This is a genomic window from Cytobacillus solani (assembly GCF_006704205.1).
Classification (GTDB): domain Bacteria; phylum Bacillota; class Bacilli; order Bacillales; family Cytobacillaceae; genus Cytobacillus; species Cytobacillus solani.
Genome location: NZ_CP041305.1, coordinates 1,197,495 through 1,218,313, shown reverse-complemented (window position 1 = coordinate 1,218,313; position 20,819 = coordinate 1,197,495). Strand labels below are relative to the sequence as shown.

General features: G+C 36.2%; 18 protein-coding genes, 1 pseudogene and 1 riboswitch. Of the genes and pseudogenes, 11 read left to right on the top strand and 8 right to left on the bottom strand.

Annotated features, from left to right (window positions below):
* Positions 1-10 precede the first annotated feature (10 nt).
* The 3 genes from FI644_RS06165 to pdxR all read right to left on the bottom strand — a co-directional run bounded on the left by FI644_RS06165 (position 11) and on the right by pdxR (position 3,992).
* Entirely contained in the window at positions 11-646 is a 636-nt protein-coding gene (locus FI644_RS06165) for a hypothetical protein (protein ID WP_056682355.1), read from the bottom strand.
* A gap of 263 nt (positions 647-909) precedes the next feature.
* Positions 910-2,295 (bottom strand): alkaline phosphatase, encoded by a 1,386-nt coding sequence (locus FI644_RS06160; RefSeq protein ID WP_142108168.1) that lies wholly within the window; start codon positions 2,293-2,295, stop codon positions 910-912.
* 269 nt (positions 2,296-2,564) lie between these two features.
* Complete coding sequence (gene pdxR, locus FI644_RS06155) at positions 2,565-3,992, bottom strand: MocR-like pyridoxine biosynthesis transcription factor PdxR (RefSeq protein WP_053479222.1); 1,428 nt, start codon at positions 3,990-3,992, stop codon at positions 2,565-2,567.
* A gap of 336 nt (positions 3,993-4,328) precedes the next feature.
* On the opposite strand from pdxR, the gene FI644_RS06150 reads away from it, so the two are divergent.
* The 7 genes and pseudogenes from FI644_RS06150 to FI644_RS06110 form a co-directional block, all read left to right on the top strand.
* Entirely contained in the window at positions 4,329-5,411 is a 1,083-nt protein-coding gene (locus FI644_RS06150; protein WP_142108167.1) for a hypothetical protein, read from the top strand.
* Entirely contained in the window at positions 5,398-7,587 is a 2,190-nt protein-coding gene (locus FI644_RS06145; RefSeq protein ID WP_172797612.1) for a molybdopterin oxidoreductase family protein, read from the top strand. Before FI644_RS06150 ends, FI644_RS06145 begins: the two co-directional genes overlap by 14 nt.
* Positions 7,588-8,148, top strand: a complete 561-nt coding sequence (locus FI644_RS06140) for a 4Fe-4S dicluster domain-containing protein (protein ID WP_053479220.1) — start codon at positions 7,588-7,590, stop codon at positions 8,146-8,148. It abuts the gene before it with no gap.
* 12 nt (positions 8,149-8,160) lie between these two features.
* Entirely contained in the window at positions 8,161-8,685 is a 525-nt protein-coding gene (locus tag FI644_RS06135) for a Rieske 2Fe-2S domain-containing protein (RefSeq protein ID WP_053479219.1), read from the top strand.
* A 598-nt stretch (positions 8,686-9,283) separates the two neighbouring features.
* Positions 9,284-9,475 carry a hypothetical protein gene (locus tag FI644_RS06125; protein WP_053479217.1) on the top strand — a complete coding sequence of 64 codons (192 nt, stop codon included), beginning with the start codon at positions 9,284-9,286 and terminating at the stop codon, positions 9,473-9,475.
* A gap of 180 nt (positions 9,476-9,655) precedes the next feature.
* Positions 9,656-9,940: a hypothetical protein gene (locus tag FI644_RS26760; protein WP_369692293.1), complete on the top strand. Its 285-nt coding sequence runs from the start codon at positions 9,656-9,658 to the stop codon at positions 9,938-9,940.
* Positions 9,941-10,236: 296 nt separating this feature from the next.
* Positions 10,237-10,580, top strand: a pseudogene (locus FI644_RS06110) (tyrosine-type recombinase/integrase); the annotation flags it as partial.
* On the opposite strand, the gene FI644_RS06105 reads toward FI644_RS06110, so the two are convergent.
* On the bottom strand, positions 10,494-10,988 hold the full coding sequence (locus tag FI644_RS06105; RefSeq protein ID WP_056682369.1) for a L,D-transpeptidase family protein: 495 nt from the start codon (positions 10,986-10,988) through the stop codon (positions 10,494-10,496). The pseudogene FI644_RS06110 and the gene FI644_RS06105 sit on opposite strands and share 87 nt — an antisense overlap.
* A gap of 212 nt (positions 10,989-11,200) precedes the next feature.
* Positions 11,201-11,290: riboswitch (cyclic di-GMP riboswitch) on the top strand.
* Between the two features lie 221 nt (positions 11,291-11,511).
* Positions 11,512-12,888, bottom strand: coding sequence for a VWA domain-containing protein (locus FI644_RS06100; protein WP_056682373.1), 1,377 nt, complete (start codon positions 12,886-12,888; stop codon positions 11,512-11,514).
* 201 nt (positions 12,889-13,089) lie between these two features.
* On the opposite strand from FI644_RS06100, the gene FI644_RS06095 reads away from it, so the two are divergent.
* Positions 13,090-14,067: a proline dehydrogenase family protein gene (locus tag FI644_RS06095; protein WP_142108166.1), complete on the top strand. Its 978-nt coding sequence runs from the start codon at positions 13,090-13,092 to the stop codon at positions 14,065-14,067.
* 55 nt (positions 14,068-14,122) lie between these two features.
* Here FI644_RS06095 and FI644_RS06090 read toward each other — a convergent pair whose 3' ends face one another.
* A complete protein-coding gene (locus tag FI644_RS06090; RefSeq protein WP_056682377.1) occupies positions 14,123-14,470 on the bottom strand; it encodes a winged helix-turn-helix transcriptional regulator in 348 nt (115 codons plus the stop codon).
* A 135-nt stretch (positions 14,471-14,605) separates the two neighbouring features.
* Here FI644_RS06090 and FI644_RS06085 point away from each other — a divergent pair, with 135 nt between their 5' ends.
* Together FI644_RS06085 and FI644_RS06080 are read left to right on the top strand one after the other, a co-directional pair.
* The gene (locus tag FI644_RS06085; protein WP_056682379.1) at positions 14,606-15,235 is read left to right on the top strand and encodes a nitroreductase family protein; all 630 of its coding nucleotides are present in this window, start codon (positions 14,606-14,608) and stop codon (positions 15,233-15,235) included.
* 151 nt (positions 15,236-15,386) lie between these two features.
* Positions 15,387-17,561 carry a YhgE/Pip domain-containing protein gene (locus FI644_RS06080; protein WP_142108165.1) on the top strand — a complete coding sequence of 725 codons (2,175 nt, stop codon included), beginning with the start codon at positions 15,387-15,389 and terminating at the stop codon, positions 17,559-17,561.
* A gap of 69 nt (positions 17,562-17,630) precedes the next feature.
* On the opposite strand, the gene FI644_RS06075 is transcribed toward FI644_RS06080, so the two are convergent.
* On the bottom strand, positions 17,631-18,524 hold the full coding sequence (locus tag FI644_RS06075) for a TetR/AcrR family transcriptional regulator (protein ID WP_053479210.1): 894 nt from the start codon (positions 18,522-18,524) through the stop codon (positions 17,631-17,633).
* A gap of 190 nt (positions 18,525-18,714) precedes the next feature.
* Here FI644_RS06075 and FI644_RS06070 point away from each other — a divergent pair, with 190 nt between their 5' ends.
* Complete coding sequence (locus FI644_RS06070) at positions 18,715-20,241, top strand: DHA2 family efflux MFS transporter permease subunit (protein ID WP_053479209.1); 1,527 nt, start codon at positions 18,715-18,717, stop codon at positions 20,239-20,241.
* Positions 20,242-20,288: 47 nt separating this feature from the next.
* Here FI644_RS06070 and FI644_RS06065 read toward each other — a convergent pair whose 3' ends face one another.
* Complete coding sequence (locus FI644_RS06065; protein WP_056682392.1) at positions 20,289-20,669, bottom strand: SET domain-containing protein; 381 nt, start codon at positions 20,667-20,669, stop codon at positions 20,289-20,291.
* Between the last annotated feature and the right edge of the window lie 150 nt (positions 20,670-20,819).

The following is a 20,819-nucleotide window of genomic DNA, read 5'->3' as shown; positions in this document are numbered from 1 at the left end:
TATTTATAAGTTAAAATTCAACTCGTATTGTTTCACCATCATAAATCATTTCATCCTTTTCATTGAAGACATCACTTGTCATAATCTCAATGGAATTAACATTTGATTTTTCAATAATGAAACCAAGATTGCCATTCTTCATTCCATTTGGCGCAATTTCCCCATTTAAATCTTCTAAGTAAATATCATCCTCAAATGTTACCTTTTCGCCAGAGCTTGTATTTAGAATGGCGATTGGTGCAAATTTAAGCGGCTGATTAGATGTGTTCTTTATTTCCACAAAAAACTTTATGAAATCAAATTCTTGGTCATGTGTATAGGAATGATAGAAATCAATCAAACTGTAATCAGGTTTAAAGTGAAGAATCTTTGCTTCTCTGATTGTTAAATCGATTGAACCGACTTTGTATGTATGGCTGTCATGTTCTGCCGCCTTAACCGTCAGCTCGCCGCGATTATCGCGTGAAAATTGCCCAACCTCCTGAAGCAGCCTGTCATCTGATACTTGCGGATTAAGAATGTAGTCATCATAGTAACTTGGAATGGTATTATTTGAGCTAGTTTTTGCAGCAACAGACTTTTCATCGTTAAAGGAACAGCCAGTTAATGTGATTAATAATAAACATAGATAAATAACTTGTTTCATAGCAGAACCCCCATCCATTTTTACAAAGAGTTCCCGTTGGTATATGCAATCAACGGGAACTTTTTTTGATAGTATCAGAATTTATAACTTTGGAGTTAGAGAATTGTCTAGCTCCAGCGCCTATCGCCTATCAAACTTCAGGTCCCTTCCTACGATAAGTCAACATCGGTTCGCTCTCGCTCACCGTGTTTCCTTTATCGAAAGAACCGGTCCTTCCAGTTTGTACGGCGATGACCAAGGCGCTTGCGCTTTTCATACTTAACTTATTTATCATTAATTTCAACTTTTGCTTGAAGCAGGTCAAAGATAATTTTTGCGTGGTCCGTATTGTCTAACTGCCCTGCAAACTTATTACTTGCTGGTCCAAATGCATAAACGGGTACATCTTCACCTGTATGTCCGCCAGTTGTCCAGCCAGTATAGGAACGCTTATTAAAGATGTTCTCAATCGCATTATCGATTTCCGTAAAATCATTCTTTTTAGCAGCATCTTTAACAGATTGAATTTCTTCTGCCTTTAATTCTAAATCAATATACTTTTTTAGAGTCTCTTCAACGTTCGCACCCTTGGCAATCAGGTCTGCCATAAAGTCAGGTGTACGTTTTGCTGCTTTAATTGGCTCAGGGAACCAGTTATAGATTCCATCCGCCCCAATTGAAAATCCGCCGGTAGAGTGATCCGCCGTTGCAACAACTAGTGTATTTTTGTCCTTTTTGGCAAAATCAATCGCAGCCTGGAATGCTTTTTCGAAGTCCTCCATCTCACTCATGGCACCAACGATATCGTTGTCATGGCCAGCCCAATCAATTTGGCTGCCTTCAATCATAAGGAAGAAACCATCTTTATCTTTATTTAATCGGTCGATCGCTGATTTTGTCATTACCTCTAATGAAGGTACATCTTTATCACGGTCTATCATTTTTGGCATGCCTGCAGGAGCGAATAAACCAATAACCTGCTCGTCTTTTGATTTCAATAATTCATCGCGACTCGTTACATAGCGAAAGCCATCTTTTTGAAATTCTTTTACAAGATTACGATCTTTTCGCACAAAAAGGTCTGTCCCTCCGCCCAAAAGAACATCAATTTTATGTTTTCCATTAATAAGCTCGTCATAATAATCATCAGCAATCGCATTCATATTTTTACGGCTGACATCATGTGAACCGAATGAAGCAGGTGTAGCATGGGTGATTTCTGAAGTTGCAACAAGTCCTGTTGCTTTTCCTTTTTCTTTTGCTGCCTCTAAAACTGTTTTTACTTCTGTTCCATCATTATCCACAGCAATCCCGTTATTATATGTTTTAATACCAGCTGCCATAGCGGTTGCAGCCGAAGCGGAATCTGTAATGTTTTGAGCCGGATCTTCCGGATAAGTCATTTGCTGACCGACTAAATAAGGGTCAAAAGCCGTCTCCTCAGCAAATTTTGTTTTAGGGTCATTTATCAAGGAGCGGTAAGCAGAAGTATAGGATACGCCCATTCCATCTCCAATTAGAAAAATAACATTTTTTGCTTTCCCATTGCTCTGGTTATTTTCCTTTGCCTCAACTGTTGAAAATGATCCGGAAAAATTAAAGCCAGCAAGTGCAACTGAAGATACAACTGCAAAAGGTACTAGTTTTCTAGTGAGTTTTTTAATAGACATCTTTTCCCCTCCCAATTTTGATTACGAGATTAGTATATATTGGGATTATTAAGGAGAAGTGAAGGGAAGGTTTTAGTATTGTAAAGATTCGTGGTGGGAGAGGGGAATAAAGAAAGTGATTTGGACATTTTAATCTTATTACAAATTTTCCAAGCTCATGAATTCCAAAACTTGCTCAGATAAAAAGGAACGGTCCTTCATCGAGGTAATGAAGGACAAAACATGAATCCCTTTTAAATTAGTTTATTAATATAAAAAAATTTATAATCTTAAAACATTGATTTTTTTAACCTTACTATTCCTTCTTGGATTAATTTAGACTCTACGCGTCCATAAGTTAGCCGTATGTAACCACTTTTAGAACCTAATAAAGAGCCAGGAACAAAGGCTACACCATTACGTAATGCCCTTTCAAGCAATTGATATTCATTGATTTCATCTCGTAAACGACACCATAAATGAATTCCGCCCTCTGGTACATGAAATGATAAATGATCAGACAATTCTTCCTCCAAATTGGAAATTAATATGTCCCTTTTTTCAATTAGCTTATGTACTAAATATTTTATATTTGTGCTAAATAAATCCGAATCCAAAAATTCAGCAGCCATCCATTGAGGGAAAATACTATGACCAAAATCAATTTGTTGTTTAGCATCGGCCAATCGTTGAATAACATTATCGGGTCCAACAATCCAACCTATACGTAATCCAGAAGCTGCTATTTTTGAAAAGGAGCTAATGTATAAGACGTGACCTCTATCATCCAGAGATTTAAGTGTGGATGTATCGATATCATTTGAAAATGAAATTAAGCTATAGGGGTCATCTTCAACAATCGGAACTCCTAATTCTCTTGCTATTTCTAGTACACGTTTTCTATTGTTCAAAGATAATATGCTGCCTGTTGGATTTTGAAATATAGGATTAAGAAAAACCATTCTAATTTTATGCCTTTGATATAAATAAAGAATATCTTCTGGATTTATACCATTCGGCCCAACAGGGAGTTTAAACGTTTTTATACCTGCCGAACGAAATAAGGGTAAAGAGTGTGCATAAGAAGGATCTTCGTACGCGATTGCATCCCCGTGATTTAACAAGCATTGAATAACAAGATGCAGCGCTTGTTGTGCACCAGAGGTTATCAAAACAGACTGACTGGAGCATTTTATATTTTTATAATCTTCTAAGTGTTTAACAATCCTATCGCGAAGACCGAGATTGCCTTGGGGATGTTCATATCCGAGAGATTGATGAAACTCCTTTTTTGCTAGTATTTCTTTAAAAATATCATAGGGCATCAAGTCATGTGCCAATTCACCACTTGCAAAGTTTATTAAATCTTTTCCATGAATTTCTCCACGAATATGTTGATATATTGGGAGATTCGGTAGAAACGATCCCCGCTCAACATACAGATCCCAATTAGGAATTCGAGAGCGGGTTAATCCCCACACGTCTTTATGTACCTTTGTTCCACTCCCCTTAATTCGCTCGATCGTTCCATGTGAATATAGAACGTCATACGCAGTAACAACTGTCCCCCTGTTTACTCCCAATTCTTTAGCTAAAGTCCTTTCAGATGGAAGAAGTGTTCCAGGAGGATATTCACCATAAGCAATTCTCTTTTGAATAAAATTAGCGATCTGTTGATAGAGTGGGATATCACTTTGTTTATCTAGTTTCCATTCCATTATTATCACCATTGTTTCCCATCTTCAAAAAGTTATTTACAGTCTGATCTTAATATAAACAACATACAATCATTTAATCCATATGAACTATCATTGTCAAGATAATTATGTTGGAACCGTATTACGAGTAACTAGTCCACATGACTACAACTGAAAAGGTCCAATTATTAAAATTATTTGTTCCGTAATAACTTTTTCAACATTCTATGAACCCATTTTTAGATGTGAAGAACAGCACATTTTTACAATATTAAGGATGTGTAAACTTTAATTGCAAGTGACAGTTTAGGACTTACTGAATAGAATTCTAATTTCATAAATGAGGAGGGACTAATTATGGAAGAACATAATGGATTAAAGAAAAAAATCGGAGAATCCAATACGAAAGCGTTTGCTTCTCATTATGCCAAATCAATGTTTTTTACTGTGGTTGTTTTAACAGTATTAACTTTTATTGGCACGAGGCTATTTATCCATATCGATTTAAATCTTTACGGATATATGGTAGGAACGCTCGTGTTTATTGGAGGGTTTTTCTATCGCTTCATTTCATGGGGGGAGAGACCGCCAACAAAAATCTTAATTAAAAAAGGTATAAAACTATTATTTACAAAAACAACACCGAAAATAGCAGTTCAAAATTTAGCTATTTTTGATTTTATTAAAAAACGGGGTGTTGAACGCTGGCTGCAGCATATTTTAATCGGCTGGGGTTGTATCCTGGCTTGTCTTGTCACATTCCCGCTCGTATTTGGCTGGATGTACTTTACAATGAATGACAATGGCTCATATACAATCGTACTTATGGGCTTAGATTTAATGAAGGTAAAAGCAGATGGGATGATTGCTTGGTTGTCCTACAATGCATTAAATGTGGCAGCCATTATGGTTACAGCTGGTGTTTGTATGGCACTACACCGACGGTTGAAAAATATGCAGGCTAGAGCTGAGCAAAAATTCATTTACGACTTTCTTCCGCTTTTCCTATTATTATTTATTTCGATAACAGGACTTTTATTAACTGTTCAAAATGTCTTTCTAGATGGCTGGCTGCAGCCACAAATGTCACTGATCCACCAGTTTTCCGTTATCGTAACACTAATTTATTTACCATTTGGTAAGCTTGCCCATATTCCATTCCGTCCGATGAGTGTATTTGCAAGAAACTACCGTGAACATTATGGAAAAGAAGCAATGAAAGAATGTAAAGTGTGCAGCAATCATTTTGTATCAGTAGAACAATCAAACGATGTGATTCAAGTACTTGGTGTCAATGATATCGATTTTAATATGAAAGACGGCTTTAATCTTGCTGAGTTGTGCATGCCATGCCGCAGGAAATATCGAATTTCCAGATTTTCAGGATTTGCAACTCACCAATTAAAAGTCAAGGAGGCAAATCAAAATGCACATGGATAATTATAAAAATCCCAGAGATAATTTTTTTAAAGAGATTGAAAATATAAATCATCCTGACGAAACACTAGTCCCAACTCACTGCAGTTATTGCGCGATGCAATGCGGAATGAATCTAAGGGTAAATACAAAAACAAATAAAATTATTGGAGTTGAACCTCGATACGATTGGCCAGTAACCCTTGGAAAGATGTGTCCGAAGGGGGTTACAGCTTATCAACAGACAAATCATCCAGATCGTCTTTTAAAACCGTTAATACGTGACGATGCATCTTTAAAAGGAACAAAAAAAGGTTTCAGGGAAGCAAGCTGGGAAGAAGCTTATGATTTAATAGTGAAAAAGTTTAAACAACTGCAAGCTGATTATGGGAAAGATTCTCTTTCGGTATATGGAGGAGTTTCCATGACAAATGAAAAATGTTATCTAAATGGGAAATTTGCTCGTGTTGCACTGCAAACGAAATATCTCGATTACAATGGACGATTTTGTATGGCAAGTGCGGCAAGCGGTATCAATCGTTCCTTAGGGATTGATAGAGGATCGACCGTACCTTGGACAGATATACCAGAAACGGATTGTTTGTTTCTCGCAGGAAGTAATACAGCAGATTGCCATCCAACGATGATGTTTCGTGTTTGGGCTGTTCAAGAAAGAGGCGGATATTTGATTGTTGTCGATCCAAGGGAAACGCCAGTAGCCAGAAGAGCAGATGTCCATCTTGATTTAAGACCTGGAACAGATTTGGCTCTTGCGAATGGAATATTGCATATATTAATCAAAAATGGTCACACAGATGACGATTTTGTAAAAAAACATACAAACGGTTTTGAAGAAACAAAAGAATTGGTAAAACAATTTACACCCGAATATACAAGTCAAATTACAGGTGTTGCCCCGGAGAAAATTATTAAGGCGGCTGAATTATATGGGAAAGCACCAAATGCGATACTCTTGTTTGCAAGAGGAATAGAACAACAGGTGAAAGGCGTTGATAATGTTTCAGCTTATATTAATTTAGCACTTGTAACTGGTAATATAGGTCGTCCAAAAGCAGGTGTTGGAACGATAACTGGCCAAGGAAACGGTCAAGGTGGAAGAGAACATGGTCAAAAAGCCGACGCCTTGCCTGGATACCGGAAGATTACAGATCCAGAGCATGTAAAGGAAGTAGCAAAGGTGTGGGGAATTGAGCCAGAGGAAATGCCAGGAGAAGGAGTATCTGCCTTTGAATTATTTGGATTAATGGAGAAAAAGGTCATTCGTTCTATGTATCTTCTTTGTTCTAATCCAGTTGTTTCAGCCCCGGACTCTAACTATGTTCGTAAAGTATTAAAACAGCTCGACTTTATGGTTGTTTCTGATTTTTTCTTATCAGAATCTGCAGAGTATGGAGATGTAGTTCTTCCAACCACAACATGGTCGGAAGATGAGGGGACGACTACCAACGTTGAAGGTCGTGTTATTAAGATCAATCGAGCTCAAATGCCTTTAGGCGAGTCAAAGCCAGATTGGCTTATACAAGTGGAATTAGCGGAACGTCTTGGCCGTGGAAAATACTTTTCTCATTTAAAAACTTCAGAGGATGTCTTTAATGAATTGAGGTTAGCCTCAAAAGGTGGAAAAGCAGATTACTACGGGGTTACTTGGGAAAAAATCAAAAAACAAGATGGTGTATTTTGGCCATGTACGAAAGAGGAAGACCCGGGAACACCTCATATGTTCCTTGATAAAAAGTTCTATTTCCCTGATGGAAAAGCAAAAATACTAGCTCTCCCTTATGTTCCAGCAGCGGAAGAACCTGATGAGGAATTCCCACTCCACTTAACAACGGGACGGGTTGTTTACCATTATCTATCAGGCAATCAAACTAGAAGAATTCAATTTTTAAAAGATATGTGTCCTGAACCATTTGTCGAAGTACATCCAGAAACAGCAAAAAAATATGATATAGAGCATGAAGAAAGAGTTCGTTTGTTTACACGACGAGGGGAAGTTATTTATAAAGTGAAACTTACTGAAGCCATACGTAAGGATACCTTATTTGTCCCCTATCATTGGGATTTTGAACAAGCAGCAAACATCCTGACAAATCCAGCTCTTGATCCAATTTCTAAAATGCCGGAATTTAAGGCTTGTGCCGCTCAAATTGAAAAACTAGAAATGAAGAAGGTGCAATAAATGAAAAAGAGGTTGTATCTTGAACTCGAAAACTGTATAGGTTGTCGTTCCTGTTTGGCAGCTTGTACACAATGCGGTGGTCACGAAGAACGGAACAGAAATTATGTATACGATGTGAATCCACTTGTTGACAGACAAACAATGCCTCTTATGTGCCTTCACTGTGTAAACCCCGCCTGTGCTAGAAGTTGCCCAGCACAGGCGATTCAAATCCATGAAACGGGAGCCGTTTTATCAGCGTTGGTTGAAAAATGTATCGGATGTCAAAATTGTACAATTGCTTGCCCATATGGGATTCCAAAGTTTGATACAGAACAAAACTTAATGTATAAGTGTGACCTTTGTATCGACCGTTCAAAGGATGGAATCCCGCCAATGTGTGCGAGTGTCTGTCCTACCAACACGCTACAATGGTTGACAGATGAAGAAATAGAACAAAAGCAAAATAAATTTAATCTCGATAACGGTAAATGGGTGACAAGTATGCCTTATTTAGAAGGAGAAACAAATGTAAAAGTGAATCTCCCTGGAATTTTACAGGGCATTTCAAAATTGTATTAGGAGGGATTTCACATGGCAGAAAAAAATAACAATATCCCGTTCAATGAAGATCATTACACTCATAATATAAACCGGAATAATGAGAGAAGCCTTGACCGACGCGGCTTTATGAAGACTTTGGTTGGTGCAGCAGGTGTGTTCGCCGTTGCATCCCTTCCTTGGGGAGTAATAGCCGCAAAAGAATTATCCGATTTAGGTGATAAAAAATATCCTAAGCAGAAAATTACAGATATCACTTCTTTTGCTATTGGTGATTCGGTGGACTTTGCTTTTCCAGGTGAACATGACAGCGCAATTTTAATTCGTTTATCAGAAAATAAGTATGTTGCTTATCAAAATGCCTGTACCCACCTTCGCTGTCCTGTTTTTTGGAAGAAGGAGGACGGAGAAATGCTCTGCCCGTGTCATCACGGAAAATTTGATGTAGAAACAGGTGTGCCAATTGCCGGTCCGCCAAGACGACCGCTTCCTGAAATCTATGTAAAAGTGGAAAATGGCGCAGTCTATGCTGTGGGGGTTAAGCGTTATGAGGCCTAGTTATGTAAATCTAATTATGCTTTGTGGACTATTAATGCTGAATATTATTTTTACTCAAAATATGGTTCATCAATTTTTCTATCAAAATTATGGATGGGTTCTAATATTTTGTTTTTTAAACCTTTTACTTTTTCCAATCGGAATCTATATTTATAAACATGATCAAAAAGGTATGGGTTAGGGAAATGAATCTGAGGTAGTAAGGAGGAATTAAATAGATGATTAATTTCAAATTCTTTTGTCCAATGGATAGCCTTAAAGTGCAAGAATAAAAGAACTTATTACCATTTAAAATTTTGTAAAACATTATAATTTTTAAAAAAACCGTTTCCATTTAATGAATCGGTTTTTTGTTTTAAAAGAACTCTTTTCTTTTTATTAAAATGGATGAGTAAAAAAGTATTGAAGTGGATGATTAAAAATTTTTTAAATTCATTATGATAGAAGAGTCGGTTACCCATAATACACATTCACAATAAAAAATGGTTAGGTGTGAGAATAGATTCACAATTATTTTCGATCTAAGGAATAACCTTTCACATATAAAATCAGTAAATGCTTTAAAATATTTTACTATAAAATGTAGTGAGGGAACTCTATGTACATTATTTTACTTATCATGCTTATTACTGCATGTTTTGTATTAATTCTTTGTGGCTACTATATTTCAATTATTAGGTTAAAGTTTGGGAAAAGTATTTTTCTTTTTATACCAATTGTCATTGCAATATTTATGATTAATATTGTCATCGCTTTGGTTGAATTATCTCATTCACCAAACTGGAGCTAAAAATCCAAAAATTAAATATAGTTACTTTTTATATGTTAACTCTAAAAAATGAATAAAAAAACCAATGGTTAACAATTAAAATATTAATTATTCTAGAGAAAGCGGAAAAATGAAAAAATGGGAAAAATTAAAGTCCTTAGAAGAATCGAGACTAGTGGCAGTTGTTCGAAGACCTAAACAATCACAATATTATCGATAGCTGAAGCACTTGTTAATGGAGGGGTTAAAGCTCTTGAAATTACACAAGATACACCAGGTTCTTTACAAATGATAAATAACATGAAAAATCTATACCAAGACAAAGTTCTTGTTGGTACAGGTACAGTATTAGATGATACCTTCGCAAAATCAGCAATAGACGTAGGTTCAGATTTCATTTACTCACCAATCTTTGATATAAAGACCATTCAAATAACAAATTGCTTTGTGAAAATTTCAATACCAGGCGTTTTGACACCAACTTAAGCTGTTCAAGCATATTCTGTAGGCGCGGATATAATCATTTAATGGAAAGTACTTAGAAGGGGAAGAAAAAATTAGTTTTACTGACTATTTTAATAAAGCTTCTTTCTTAGAAAGGAACGATATATTCCCAGGTGATGAAAAATTATTTCTACGCCCAGAGACTAATTTATTCCATTTATCGTTAACAAACTGTATAAATGTGTAAAAAAAGCTTAATATACCTATTTAAGGGTCGATAAATGATATAAAAAAGTAATCCAAGTTCAAAGCTAAGGGGATTACTTTTTTATTTTAATTCTATGCTTATCTCAGCTCCAATGGTTCCCAAAGGACAACCAGGAGATTATCAGCAAGAGCTATAGAAAAATTTATAGAAAAATACACCGCAGCCTTCGGTAAACCTTCATTATCGGTACACAAGTTGCGCCATTCGTTTCCTACAAGATATCACGCTGAAATAAATGATGTATCAATGCCAAGAAGACAATTGGGGCATTCTTCCATTGAAACAACTATGATTTATACTCATATTAGAAACGCTTGTTTTAGCAGATTACCGAATAAGAACCCGCGTGCCAATCGGAATTGTACGTGCCAGCTCTTCGACATCCGCATTGTACATCCGTATACACCCTTTTGAAACGGCTTTACCGATTGAAGAAGGATTATTCGTACCGTGGATACCATAGTGCTTTTTTGAGAGAGACATCCACATTGTTCCGAAAGGTCCACCAGGGTTAGGGGCCTTATTTATTACGACAAAGTCACCAATGGGAGTTTGGTTAAGAATTTTACCGACTGCAATAGGGTACGTTTTTATCGGAGATTGATTACGCATTAATGTCAATGTTTTATTTTTGACGGAAACATGAATAGAATAAGGGATTTGATTGGGATTAGGCAGTCCCGGAATAATAATGGATTGGCCTGCATTAATCATATTAGGATTAACTATTTGGTTTGCTTGAATAAGAGATTGAAAGGGGACGCGATAATCCTCGGAAATCGACCAAAGTGTTTCTCTGGGTTTAATGATGTGGTAATACATAATTTAAAACCTCCTACCAAAGTATTCATATAAATACCATATGAGTATTTATTGTTTTTGGCACAAAACCTGTTACTTACTGTACCTTATACGGGCTTGGTCGTATGCCTTAAAGAAAACGGGACAAGGGACCTGTACCGCCTCTGTCCTCTGATAAAAATCCGGCCTTTTTGATGCGTTTGTGATAAAATATAGTAATATAGTAATGGATATTTGGTAAGGGGCAAATCTATTGAAAAATAGAGACGCAAAACTATAGGGGCTAAAGTATGATGAGTATACCAAGCCAGCCAGTTGCTGAAAACGACCGTTTTCATTTTTTGAGACCCTTCTGTTTAGAAGGGTTATTTTTTTTGTGAATTAGGAGTGATAGTACGAATTGAATAGAAGAAGTAACTTCTTCTTCTTCCTTATTAGCAAAAATGGCTGAGGATTTAAAAGGTTTGATCAAAAAATTTACGATTTGATCTAACTATTAACAAGAAAGCACAATCCCACTCGAAAGGGATTGTGCTTATTAATCTCATGACCCCAATCGGCTAAACTGCTTGTGAATAAGCCCTTTAGCAGTAGCAGCTTTCACCCATTCTGGATATTCCTTCATTAGTAAATCATAGAGCTCGTTGTCTGAGATATGCTGAGGGTCCTCGACACTAAAGAAATCAGCATTATCAAGATAACGGCCAGATAAGTTATCCAGTTGCTCTAAGAAAGTAAAGTCTGATTGGAAAGCTCGGAAGAAACCACGGCCTTTTAGTCCTTTATTTGATTTCCCTATGGCCATAAATTGCCAGAAGATCGGCTCGTAGGAAGAGTTTTGGATATGGCTGATCGTATCCTTCTCATCAAAGGTTGCTCCATCTGTTACGAACATAACATAGACAGGCATTTCCTTAGAGATCGGCTGACTTCGCTTGCTAGCTGAGCCAAAATAATGCTGACGGATCATTTTCATTACTTTTCCATAATAAGTACTGCCTTCTAAAGGATATCGTCTAATCAGCTGATTGATGAATCCGTTAAAATTATCAATGGTTAGTTCTCCTGCCTCATGGCCATTTGCGCCGAATAAGAATATATCAATTGATCCATCATCATCAAAGCGAGTCCCTAATGCTAAGATCCGTTCCGCAAATTCTTGAATCTTCCCAGATCGATAAAGTCCAGACATCGAACCGGATATATCTAAGCATAAAGCAACTTTTGCATTATGATTTTGCAGCCCAACCTTTTCTAAAGAAACCTTAGCCTTTTTGGAAAGATCGAGAATCTTAGGTGCCTGTACTTCCATTTTCTTTTCAAGTAATATTTTTTTGCTGCTGATTGGAGCAGAAGGAGCTGTCGGCAACGGTGCTGCCTGAGGGGCAGGTTGTGATTGTTCTTCTGCAACCTCACCGCCAAAATCCTTCAATAACGCTCCCAGCCCTCCATCAAATCCTCGGCCAACAGAAGAAACTCTCCATACATCTTTAAAATAAATTTCTGTCATAATGATTGCTTTCTCATTTTTAAAATCATTTCCATTAAAGGAATAGGTAAGTATTGGTTCACCGTTCGCTTTGATAATGAATGAACCGGATGAAACCATCCCCATTGTTCCATTCCCATCAATGGTCGCTGTGAATACTAGATGCTGAACAGAAATGGGCAGCTTTGATAAATCAATGAAGAATGTTCCTCCCCCACTGCGATGGGCTTGGAGCTGAATTTCGTTAGAAGGCGATTGTAATTGATTATAGAAAATCATATAACGATCATCGCGAAGTTTTTTTTCCTCATTTAATCCGAAACAAGTAATATCAATTTCAAAGCTGGATGTGACATTGATTTCTATTTGTAATTGAGTAAGCGCCGTAAGATCTGAGAGTTTAATTTTTTCACCGCGTACTAAAGTTTTCATAGCTCCTCCTTTTTTGGTAAAAGATATAATTACATTGTAGCTTACATTTACGGATAAATAATATTATAGTTTCCTAATTTTAGTAAAAGGCATAAAATGGAGAGCGAATATAATTATTTTTTGAATATTTCAGCAATCGATTTTTGTCGAATACGTATGATATAATTACTCTGAAAAATAAAATAGTTGGGAGTAATCGCTATGTTGAAAGATTTATTTATCGGCCTATCACAAAACCAATTACTAAATAGTGCTGCGAAGAAGTACGGGCTAAAATTGGGGGCGCAAAGTGTCGTAGCGGGAACAAATATAGAGGAAACCATCAAGAGCATTAAAGAATTAAATGCACACGGAATCTCTTGTACGGTGGATAATTTGGGAGAGTTCGTCTTTAAAAAAGAAGAGGCAACTGAAGCTAAGGAACAAATTCTTAATGTCATCGAAGCGATCCATGAGAATGAAGTAGATGCTCATATTTCTTTAAAGCCTACTCAACTAGGATTAGATATTGACTATCATTTTTGTTTGAATAATTTAAGAGAAATTGTAGATAAAGCAAGCCGCTACGATATCTTTGTTAACTTTGACATGGAAGACCATGGCCATTTAGATCCGTCATTTGATATTCTTGATGAGCTATCAAAGGAATATGATAATGTAGGAACAGTGATTCAAGCTTATTTCTTCCGTGCAGAAGAGGATATTCAAAAATATCAAAATTATCGTCTTCGTATCGTAAAAGGTGCTTATAAAGAACCTGAGGAATTGGCTTATCAAGATAAAAAAGCAATTGATGCTAACTTTATTAAATTAATTGAATGGCATTTATTAAATGGAAAATTTACTTCCATTGCTACTCATGATCATAATATCATTAACCATGTGAAAGATTTTGTGAAGAAGAATGATATTCCAAATGATAAATTTGAGTTCCAAATGCTTTACGGTTTCAGAAAAGAGCTTCAGCTACAATTGGCAAGCGAAGGCTATAACTTCTGTACGTATGTACCTTTTGGAAAAGACTGGTACGGCTATTTCATGAGACGTCTTGCTGAAAGACCGCAAAATTTAAATCTTGTTGCTAAGCAAGTATTTAACAAGAAGACAAATACAGTCCTTGGCGTAGCTGCGGGAGCTTTCCTATTAGGCAGATTGACTAAGAAGAACAAACAGAAATAATTGTATAGATCATGTAAAAACCTCCTTATCAATAAGGAGGTTTTTTTGAATCAATTTATGAATCATTTTTGGCTTGTGTCCACGTTACGATTGTTAAAAATACATCTTCAAGTTTTTTTCCAGACTGCGTTAATTCATATTCTACTTTCCTCTTTGGGGTAGTTAGAATCCTTTTTACAATCAATCCTTCTTTTTCTAAATCACGCAATCGTTCGGTTAATAACCTGTCAGAAATGCCAGGAATGTTTTCCAGAATTTCATGATAGCGTTTAGGTCCTTTAAATAAACTATAAATAATTATTCCTATCCAACGCTTTCCAAGAAATTCGATGGTGCTATGGAAGTCATTGCATATATTCTGGCAATCCTTTTGTTTATTGTTTTCAAGCATTGATTCACTCATATTAAAACCCCATTTAATTTCTTCATTCTCTCTATTCTACCATAAATACTTTTATGCTTGACCAATTAACTTACTAATAGTAAGCTATATTTAAACTTACTATTAGTAAGTTATGTACAACTAGGAGGAATAAGAATGTCGCCTAAAACTGATCAAAGCGTATCAACTGTTATCAGAGAACGTCACTCTGTTAGAAAATATGATGCTAATTATAAAATTGCAAGAGAAGAAATTGAAGACATATTAAATGGAGCCATCTTAGCACCATCTTCTAGTAATCTTCAGCCATGGAGATTTATCATTATTGATAACGAAGAAGTGAAAAAGGAACTGCGTTTAATTGCCAATAACCAAGAACCGATTGAGACATCTTCTGCTGTTATAGCAGTGTTAGGTGATAAGGAAATGTATATGAATATTGAAAAGGTATATCGAAGCGGCTATGAAGCAGGTTTTATGGATGAAGAAAATGTGAATCGATTAATGCACAATGCAAATAGCCTGTACCCAAATATATCTGAAGAAGTCAGGAAAAATATCGCATCTTTTGATGCTGGTTTAGTGTCAATGCAGCTCATGCTCATTGCTAAAGAAAAGGGGTATGACACTGTACCGATGGGAGGCTTTGATAAAGTGAAATTTATCGAAAGGTTTAATGTGTCTGAACGTTATATGCCTATGGTGCTCATTGCTATAGGGAAAGCAGCAGCACCGCCATTTAAAACTACGCGCATTCCGTTAAAGGATATCGCAGAATTTATTTAGATAAACAAAGGGAAGAGAGGAGATTACTTCTTATTGAAGTTAATCTCTTTTTTCATTCTAGGGGAGTTGACTTGGGTATAAAAGTGTTTATTCGATGCACATTAATGTAATAGCTGGAAATGTGTGGGGATAAAGAAAGGAATGGTGCCAGGTGAAAAATATTTGGGGAATTTATTCAAATGACCTGAAGAAGACAAGCACAAATTGGGTTGCTGCTATTTTAGTCGGAGGTCTTATCCTGCTGCCATCCTTATATGCCTGGTTCAATATTCAGGCATCGATTGACCCTTATGGAAATACAAAAAATATCCTTGTTGGTGTAGTTAATGAAGATAAAGGGGCTGAAATTAATGGAGCCCAAATTAATGCGGGAGAGGAGATTGTAAAGGAATTAAAGAACAACAAAGATTTAGGCTGGCGGTTTGTTGATAAAAATAGCGGGATGGAAAAGGTTTTGTCAGGGGATTACTTTGCTACCATTATTATTCCTCGTGAATTTTCTAAGGATCTTGCAACGATAGTTAATGACAAACAGCAGCAGGCAAAAATTGAGTATTATGAGAACGATAAAAAGAACGCCATAGCTCCAAAAATAACTTCAAAAGGAGCGAGTGCCATTGCCGAGCAAGTAAGCAGTAAATTTGTTGCAACGGTTAATGGTGTGATTTTTGATTTATTTAATCAGATTGGAATAGAGTTGGAAAATAGGCTTCCGGCTATTAAGCAATTTGAAGAATTCATCTTTAAGCTCCAGAAGAAACTTCCAGAAGTTAAGGCTTTGCTCGATCAATCCATGTCCTATGCAGAGGGTGCGGATGATATTCTAGGAAAGGTTCAGCAAGCTGTTCCAAAGGTTGAAGCAATAGCTAATGAAGGAATGGGCTTTATTGATAAAGCAAACCAGGTTATTAGTAAGGCGGAAGCGGAAATAGATGCTTTCAAACCAAACATTAAAGAGGATATACAAACACTAAAAATGGTAACTGATTCTGCAGAAACAAAAATCAATCAGCTTCAAGCACTGGAAATCGATCCACAAAAATTACAAACGATATTGGAGGAGATTGATCCGCTTCTAAAAAAGGGGGAAGAGGTTACAGGAATTATTCAAAGGAAAGTAAATGATGCTTTGAAGATAGCACAGAATAACAATGCAAATGAAAAAGTAATGAATCATCTGCAACGGCATATAAACCATCTCGAACAGATCCATACAAATTTTAAAAATGCTGCAGCTATTTCCTTGGAATTACGAAATATGTTAGCTAATGGGGAGGTCCCTTCTCTAGATCAAATGAATCGTTTCAAATCTGTTATTAATAATATTCAGCAAGTAGTGAATCAGATAACAGAAGAGGACAAACAAAAAATAGAGTCAGTTATTAACAATGAAGTCCTAAAGACAAAACAGACTCTACAAAAGGCGAACGGCATTTTAGAAGAATTAGTTGTGACTCTTCCTTCTATAGCAAGTGCCATTAATAATGCTGCAGGTACTCTCCATGAAGGGGAGAAGGTTTTACAAGAAGCGAACAAGCAATATCCAATGATTGTCAAAAAAGTTGGAGAGTTAACTGACACGATAGAAAGGCTGCAGAACGAAACAAATCTTAATGAACTCATAGACCTCCTGCGAAATAATCCAAATTCAGAAAGTAACTTCTTGGCTAATCCGGTGAAAATTGAAAGTAATCTCTTATTTTCATTGCCAAACTACGGTTCAGGTATGAATCCTTTTTATACTGTTTTAGCCATTTGGGTCGGGTGCTTATTATTAATTTCGCTGTTGTCTGTTGATCCAGCACACTATGAGGAGTATGCAAGTCATGAAATTTATTTTGGTCGTTTGTTAACCTTTTGGACCTTTAGTTTTTTGCAAACTTTGATCGTTACTTTAGGAGATATTTTTCTATTGAAGGATATTTATATCCATAGTCCCGGCTGGTTCCTCTTATTTGGGCTGCTTTCTAGCTTTGTCTTTATTCTTATTGTCTTTACTCTCGTTTCGATATTCGGGAATGTTGGCAAAGCGATGGCGATTGTTCTTCTTGTTTTACAGATTGCAGGAGCAGGTGGAACCTATCCTGTACAATTAATTCCAAGATTTTTTCAAATGATCAATCCATTTTTGCCATTTACTTATTCCATTGATTTAATGCGTGAAGCGGTTGGAGGGATTGTATGGGAGAATGTCAGAACGGATATCTTATTCCTCCTTATCTTCGCTGTTATTGTTATCCTTTTAGGTGTATTTTTGAAAGAGCCTATTAACAAGATTACTTATAAATTAAGGAAAAAGTCGAATGAAAGTGGGATATTTCATTAATAATTAAATTAGGAGCCAGTTTCTGCTTTGAATGTAGCAACTAAAACTGGCTCCTAAATTTTTAATATGTTATTCTTCTATTTGCGCAAAAAAGTCAGAAACAAGCTGTTCAATCTTTTGAAATTCAATTTTTCCAAGAATTAATTTATTTGTCTTCAAAGATAATAACGCACTATCTACTAGAAATTTCCGTGGGCTCTTTGAGTGGAGCAACTCTTCTTGAATAAAATCTAATAACTCAATATGCTGTGAGTTATCTTCATTATGGTTAAGCGTCTTTTTTAAAGCTAATACCGTATGATAAAGATTTTGCTGAAAAGATCGATCCAGTTTCTTGCAAACAGGAACCCAGCTCTCAATTAGCTCCGGACGAACTAACTGATCACTAGCTTCTGCTACTTCATCAACTATCTTCACGATGCGATCTACACTATATCGAACTACTTTATGAATACTGGCATGCGATTGGTTTGCCAAGGCGTCATATTTAAGGTTATGCTGAAGAATCCCCATGAACATGATCGAGCAGTCTAATAAATAGGGTCTTTTTTCTTCTCCAAAGAGATCAATGAACCGATAGAATAGCCAGTGAAGAATTCGAAAATGGCCACGCTTAATGAATTGCTTAAGGTCTTCATCATTTGAAACGAAAACCTCTTCGAAAAGAGATATTAATTTGCTTGTTCGATTTGTTTTCAACTGTAATTCAATTTGCTTAATAAAGATTTCAATATTAGAAGGATCCTGGCCAATCAATAATTCATTCCGTTCCTTTTCTAAATCTTTATAGATTGTATTGAAAAGGGCGATTAATAATTCGTTTTTAGACGAAAAATAATTATAAAATGTTCCTTTAGAAATGCCGCTATATTCTAATATGTCTTGAATGGAAGTTGCCTGAAAGCCTTTGTCGATAAATAATTGGTGAGCCATTTTTATCACATGCTTTTTCCTAGCGTTCATATAATCACCTTTAATATTTGTTGAACTACCTGTATAAAATTAATAGTATATTATTTCTAAGGTTAACACAAACACATAAATATCAAGGTATTTTTTAATTGCATAAATTGAACTCATAGTTTATGATATACCTTATGTGAAACATCAGTACAAAATAATGAACTTAATGTATATAGGAGGAAAAAACAACATGGACCATTCCATAAAAAAGACTGATCGTCCACCGTATGGGATATTAGCTGTCCTGATGATTGGTGCTTTTATTGCTTTTTTGAACAATACGTTATTAAATGTAGCATTGCCTTCAATTATGGCTGATTTAGAAGTTGATGCATCAACAGTACAATGGTTGACGACCGGCTTTATGCTTGTAAACGGAATCCTAATTCCAGCAACAGCTTTCTTAATTGAAAAATATTCTGTACGTCGTCTATTCTTAGTAGCTATGTGCTTATTTACAATAGGTACGCTTGTGGCTGGGATCGCACATTCATTTCCTCTATTATTAGCAGGTCGGATGCTTCAGGCTTCAGGTTCTGCCATCATGATGCCTCTTTTAATGAATGTTATGCTTGTAAGCTTCCCAGTTGAAAAAAGGGGAGCAGCAATGGGTGTGTTCGGTTTAATTTTAATGGCTGCACCTGCAATTGGACCAACATTATCCGGATGGATTATTGAACATTATGACTGGAGAATGCTTTTCCACTTTGTTACGCCAATTGCCATTATTGTAATTTTAATTGGCTTTTTCTTACTTAAAGATAAAAAGGAAAAAGTTAATATCCGTCTAGATATATTCTCATTATTATTATCAAGTATCGGTTTTGGCGGAATTTTATACGGATTTAGCTCTGCAGGCAGCAAGGGATGGGATAGTCCTTATGTCTATGGAACAATTGCCGTGGGTGTGATTTCTCTTGTGTGGTTCATTTTACGTCAGTTGAAAATGGATCGTCCAATGCTTAACTTCAAGGTTTATAAATATCCAATGTTTGCCTTATCCTCATCGATTACGATGATTGTAAATATGGCTATGTTTGCTGGTATGCTATTAATTCCCATTTATGTTCAAACGATTCGTGGAATTTCCCCAATGGATGCAGGTCTAATGATGCTTCCAGGAGCACTTGTCATGGCCTTCATGTCACCAATTACAGGGAAACTATTTGATAAATTCGGCGGACGTATTCTTGCTGTTACTGGACTGATCATTATGACAGTAACAACGTACTTCTTTAGCCAATTAACAGATGAAACGACGTATACTTATTTAGTTATCTTAAACTCTGTACGGATGTTTGGAATGTCAATGGTTATGATGCCAGTTTCAACAAACGGATTAAATCAATTGCCTGCTCGATTCTATCCACACGGTACTGCGATGAACAATACGCTAAACCAGGTAGCAGGAGCGATTGGTACTGCATTGTTAGTTACTGTTATGTCAACTCGCACAGAAACATATGCAACTGAAATTGCTGAAGATGCGATGAAAAATCTAACTGCACAACCAACAGAAGCTGTTTTAGCAGAAATGAAACAGCAAATTGCGATGAAAGCGATGCTGGAAGGGATTAATGATGCATTCTTAGTTGCAACAGGTATTGCAGCTGTTGCCATTGTTCTTGCCTTGTTTATAAAGCGGGCAAAACAAGCGGAAGACCCGATGGTGAAAAAAACAGAAGAAAAAGTTACTACAAAATTAGCGGAGAATTAATATAAGAAGAAAAGAAGGGACATTCGATATATGAATGTCCCTTCTTTTTATTGTTCTTTATTAAACCATAACGGATCCATATCATCGACATCTCCATTGTAATTTATCAGGATTTCTTCTCCTGCTTTTATGTCTGTGTAGGCAAAGAAGTCAAATGTATGGTTATCAAAGTTAATATCATAAGTGGCATTCGGCTGGTATGAATGGTTAAATAGCATTCCATACCCAAGAAGAATGGCGCTATGATTTTTGCCATACTCGAATGCGTAATCAGCAAGTATCGTTTTCTCGATAAATTCATGCTCTTTGTTTGGATATGCAATTACGGGTGCTTCATGTATAAGCTCGCCCTTTGCTATATCACGCGTTGCAAATACGCCTCTATTAAATTCTCCATCACTGAGTGTGGACGTTTTGATTTCAATCATAGTTATGCCACCTGCTTTTCTTTTACTTTAAAGTCTCTTAAGCATGCCAGTTGGTTATGAGGAAAGCAACTATTTTTTTGAAATAAACATTTATCATTAATGAAAATGTATGCCCATGGGCTTATAATAGAAACATTAATCAAACGTTTG

What these genes read in the sequence shown, in the direction of transcription:
- FI644_RS06165 (WP_056682355.1), bottom strand. Translation starts at nt 646, where the DNA reads ATGAAACAAGTTATTTATCTATGTTTATTATTAATCACATTAACTGGC.
- FI644_RS06160 (WP_142108168.1), bottom strand. Translation starts at nt 2,295, where the DNA reads ATGTCTATTAAAAAACTCACTAGAAAACTAGTACCTTTTGCAGTTGTA.
- pdxR (WP_053479222.1), bottom strand. Translation starts at nt 3,992, where the DNA reads ATGGAATGGAAACTAGATAAACAAAGTGATATCCCACTCTATCAACAG.
- FI644_RS06150 (WP_142108167.1), top strand. Translation starts at nt 4,329, where the DNA reads ATGGAAGAACATAATGGATTAAAGAAAAAAATCGGAGAATCCAATACG.
- FI644_RS06145 (WP_172797612.1), top strand. Translation starts at nt 5,398, where the DNA reads ATGCACATGGATAATTATAAAAATCCCAGAGATAATTTTTTTAAAGAG.
- FI644_RS06140 (WP_053479220.1), top strand. Translation starts at nt 7,588, where the DNA reads ATGAAAAAGAGGTTGTATCTTGAACTCGAAAACTGTATAGGTTGTCGT.
- FI644_RS06135 (WP_053479219.1), top strand. Translation starts at nt 8,161, where the DNA reads ATGGCAGAAAAAAATAACAATATCCCGTTCAATGAAGATCATTACACT.
- FI644_RS06125 (WP_053479217.1), top strand. Translation starts at nt 9,284, where the DNA reads ATGTACATTATTTTACTTATCATGCTTATTACTGCATGTTTTGTATTA.
- FI644_RS06105 (WP_056682369.1), bottom strand. Translation starts at nt 10,988, where the DNA reads ATGTATTACCACATCATTAAACCCAGAGAAACACTTTGGTCGATTTCC.
- FI644_RS06100 (WP_056682373.1), bottom strand. Translation starts at nt 12,888, where the DNA reads ATGAAAACTTTAGTACGCGGTGAAAAAATTAAACTCTCAGATCTTACG.
- FI644_RS06095 (WP_142108166.1), top strand. Translation starts at nt 13,090, where the DNA reads ATGTTGAAAGATTTATTTATCGGCCTATCACAAAACCAATTACTAAAT.
- FI644_RS06090 (WP_056682377.1), bottom strand. Translation starts at nt 14,470, where the DNA reads ATGAGTGAATCAATGCTTGAAAACAATAAACAAAAGGATTGCCAGAAT.
- FI644_RS06085 (WP_056682379.1), top strand. Translation starts at nt 14,606, where the DNA reads ATGTCGCCTAAAACTGATCAAAGCGTATCAACTGTTATCAGAGAACGT.
- FI644_RS06075 (WP_053479210.1), bottom strand. Translation starts at nt 18,524, where the DNA reads ATGAACGCTAGGAAAAAGCATGTGATAAAAATGGCTCACCAATTATTT.
- FI644_RS06070 (WP_053479209.1), top strand. Translation starts at nt 18,715, where the DNA reads ATGGACCATTCCATAAAAAAGACTGATCGTCCACCGTATGGGATATTA.
- FI644_RS06065 (WP_056682392.1), bottom strand. Translation starts at nt 20,669, where the DNA reads ATGATTGAAATCAAAACGTCCACACTCAGTGATGGAGAATTTAATAGA.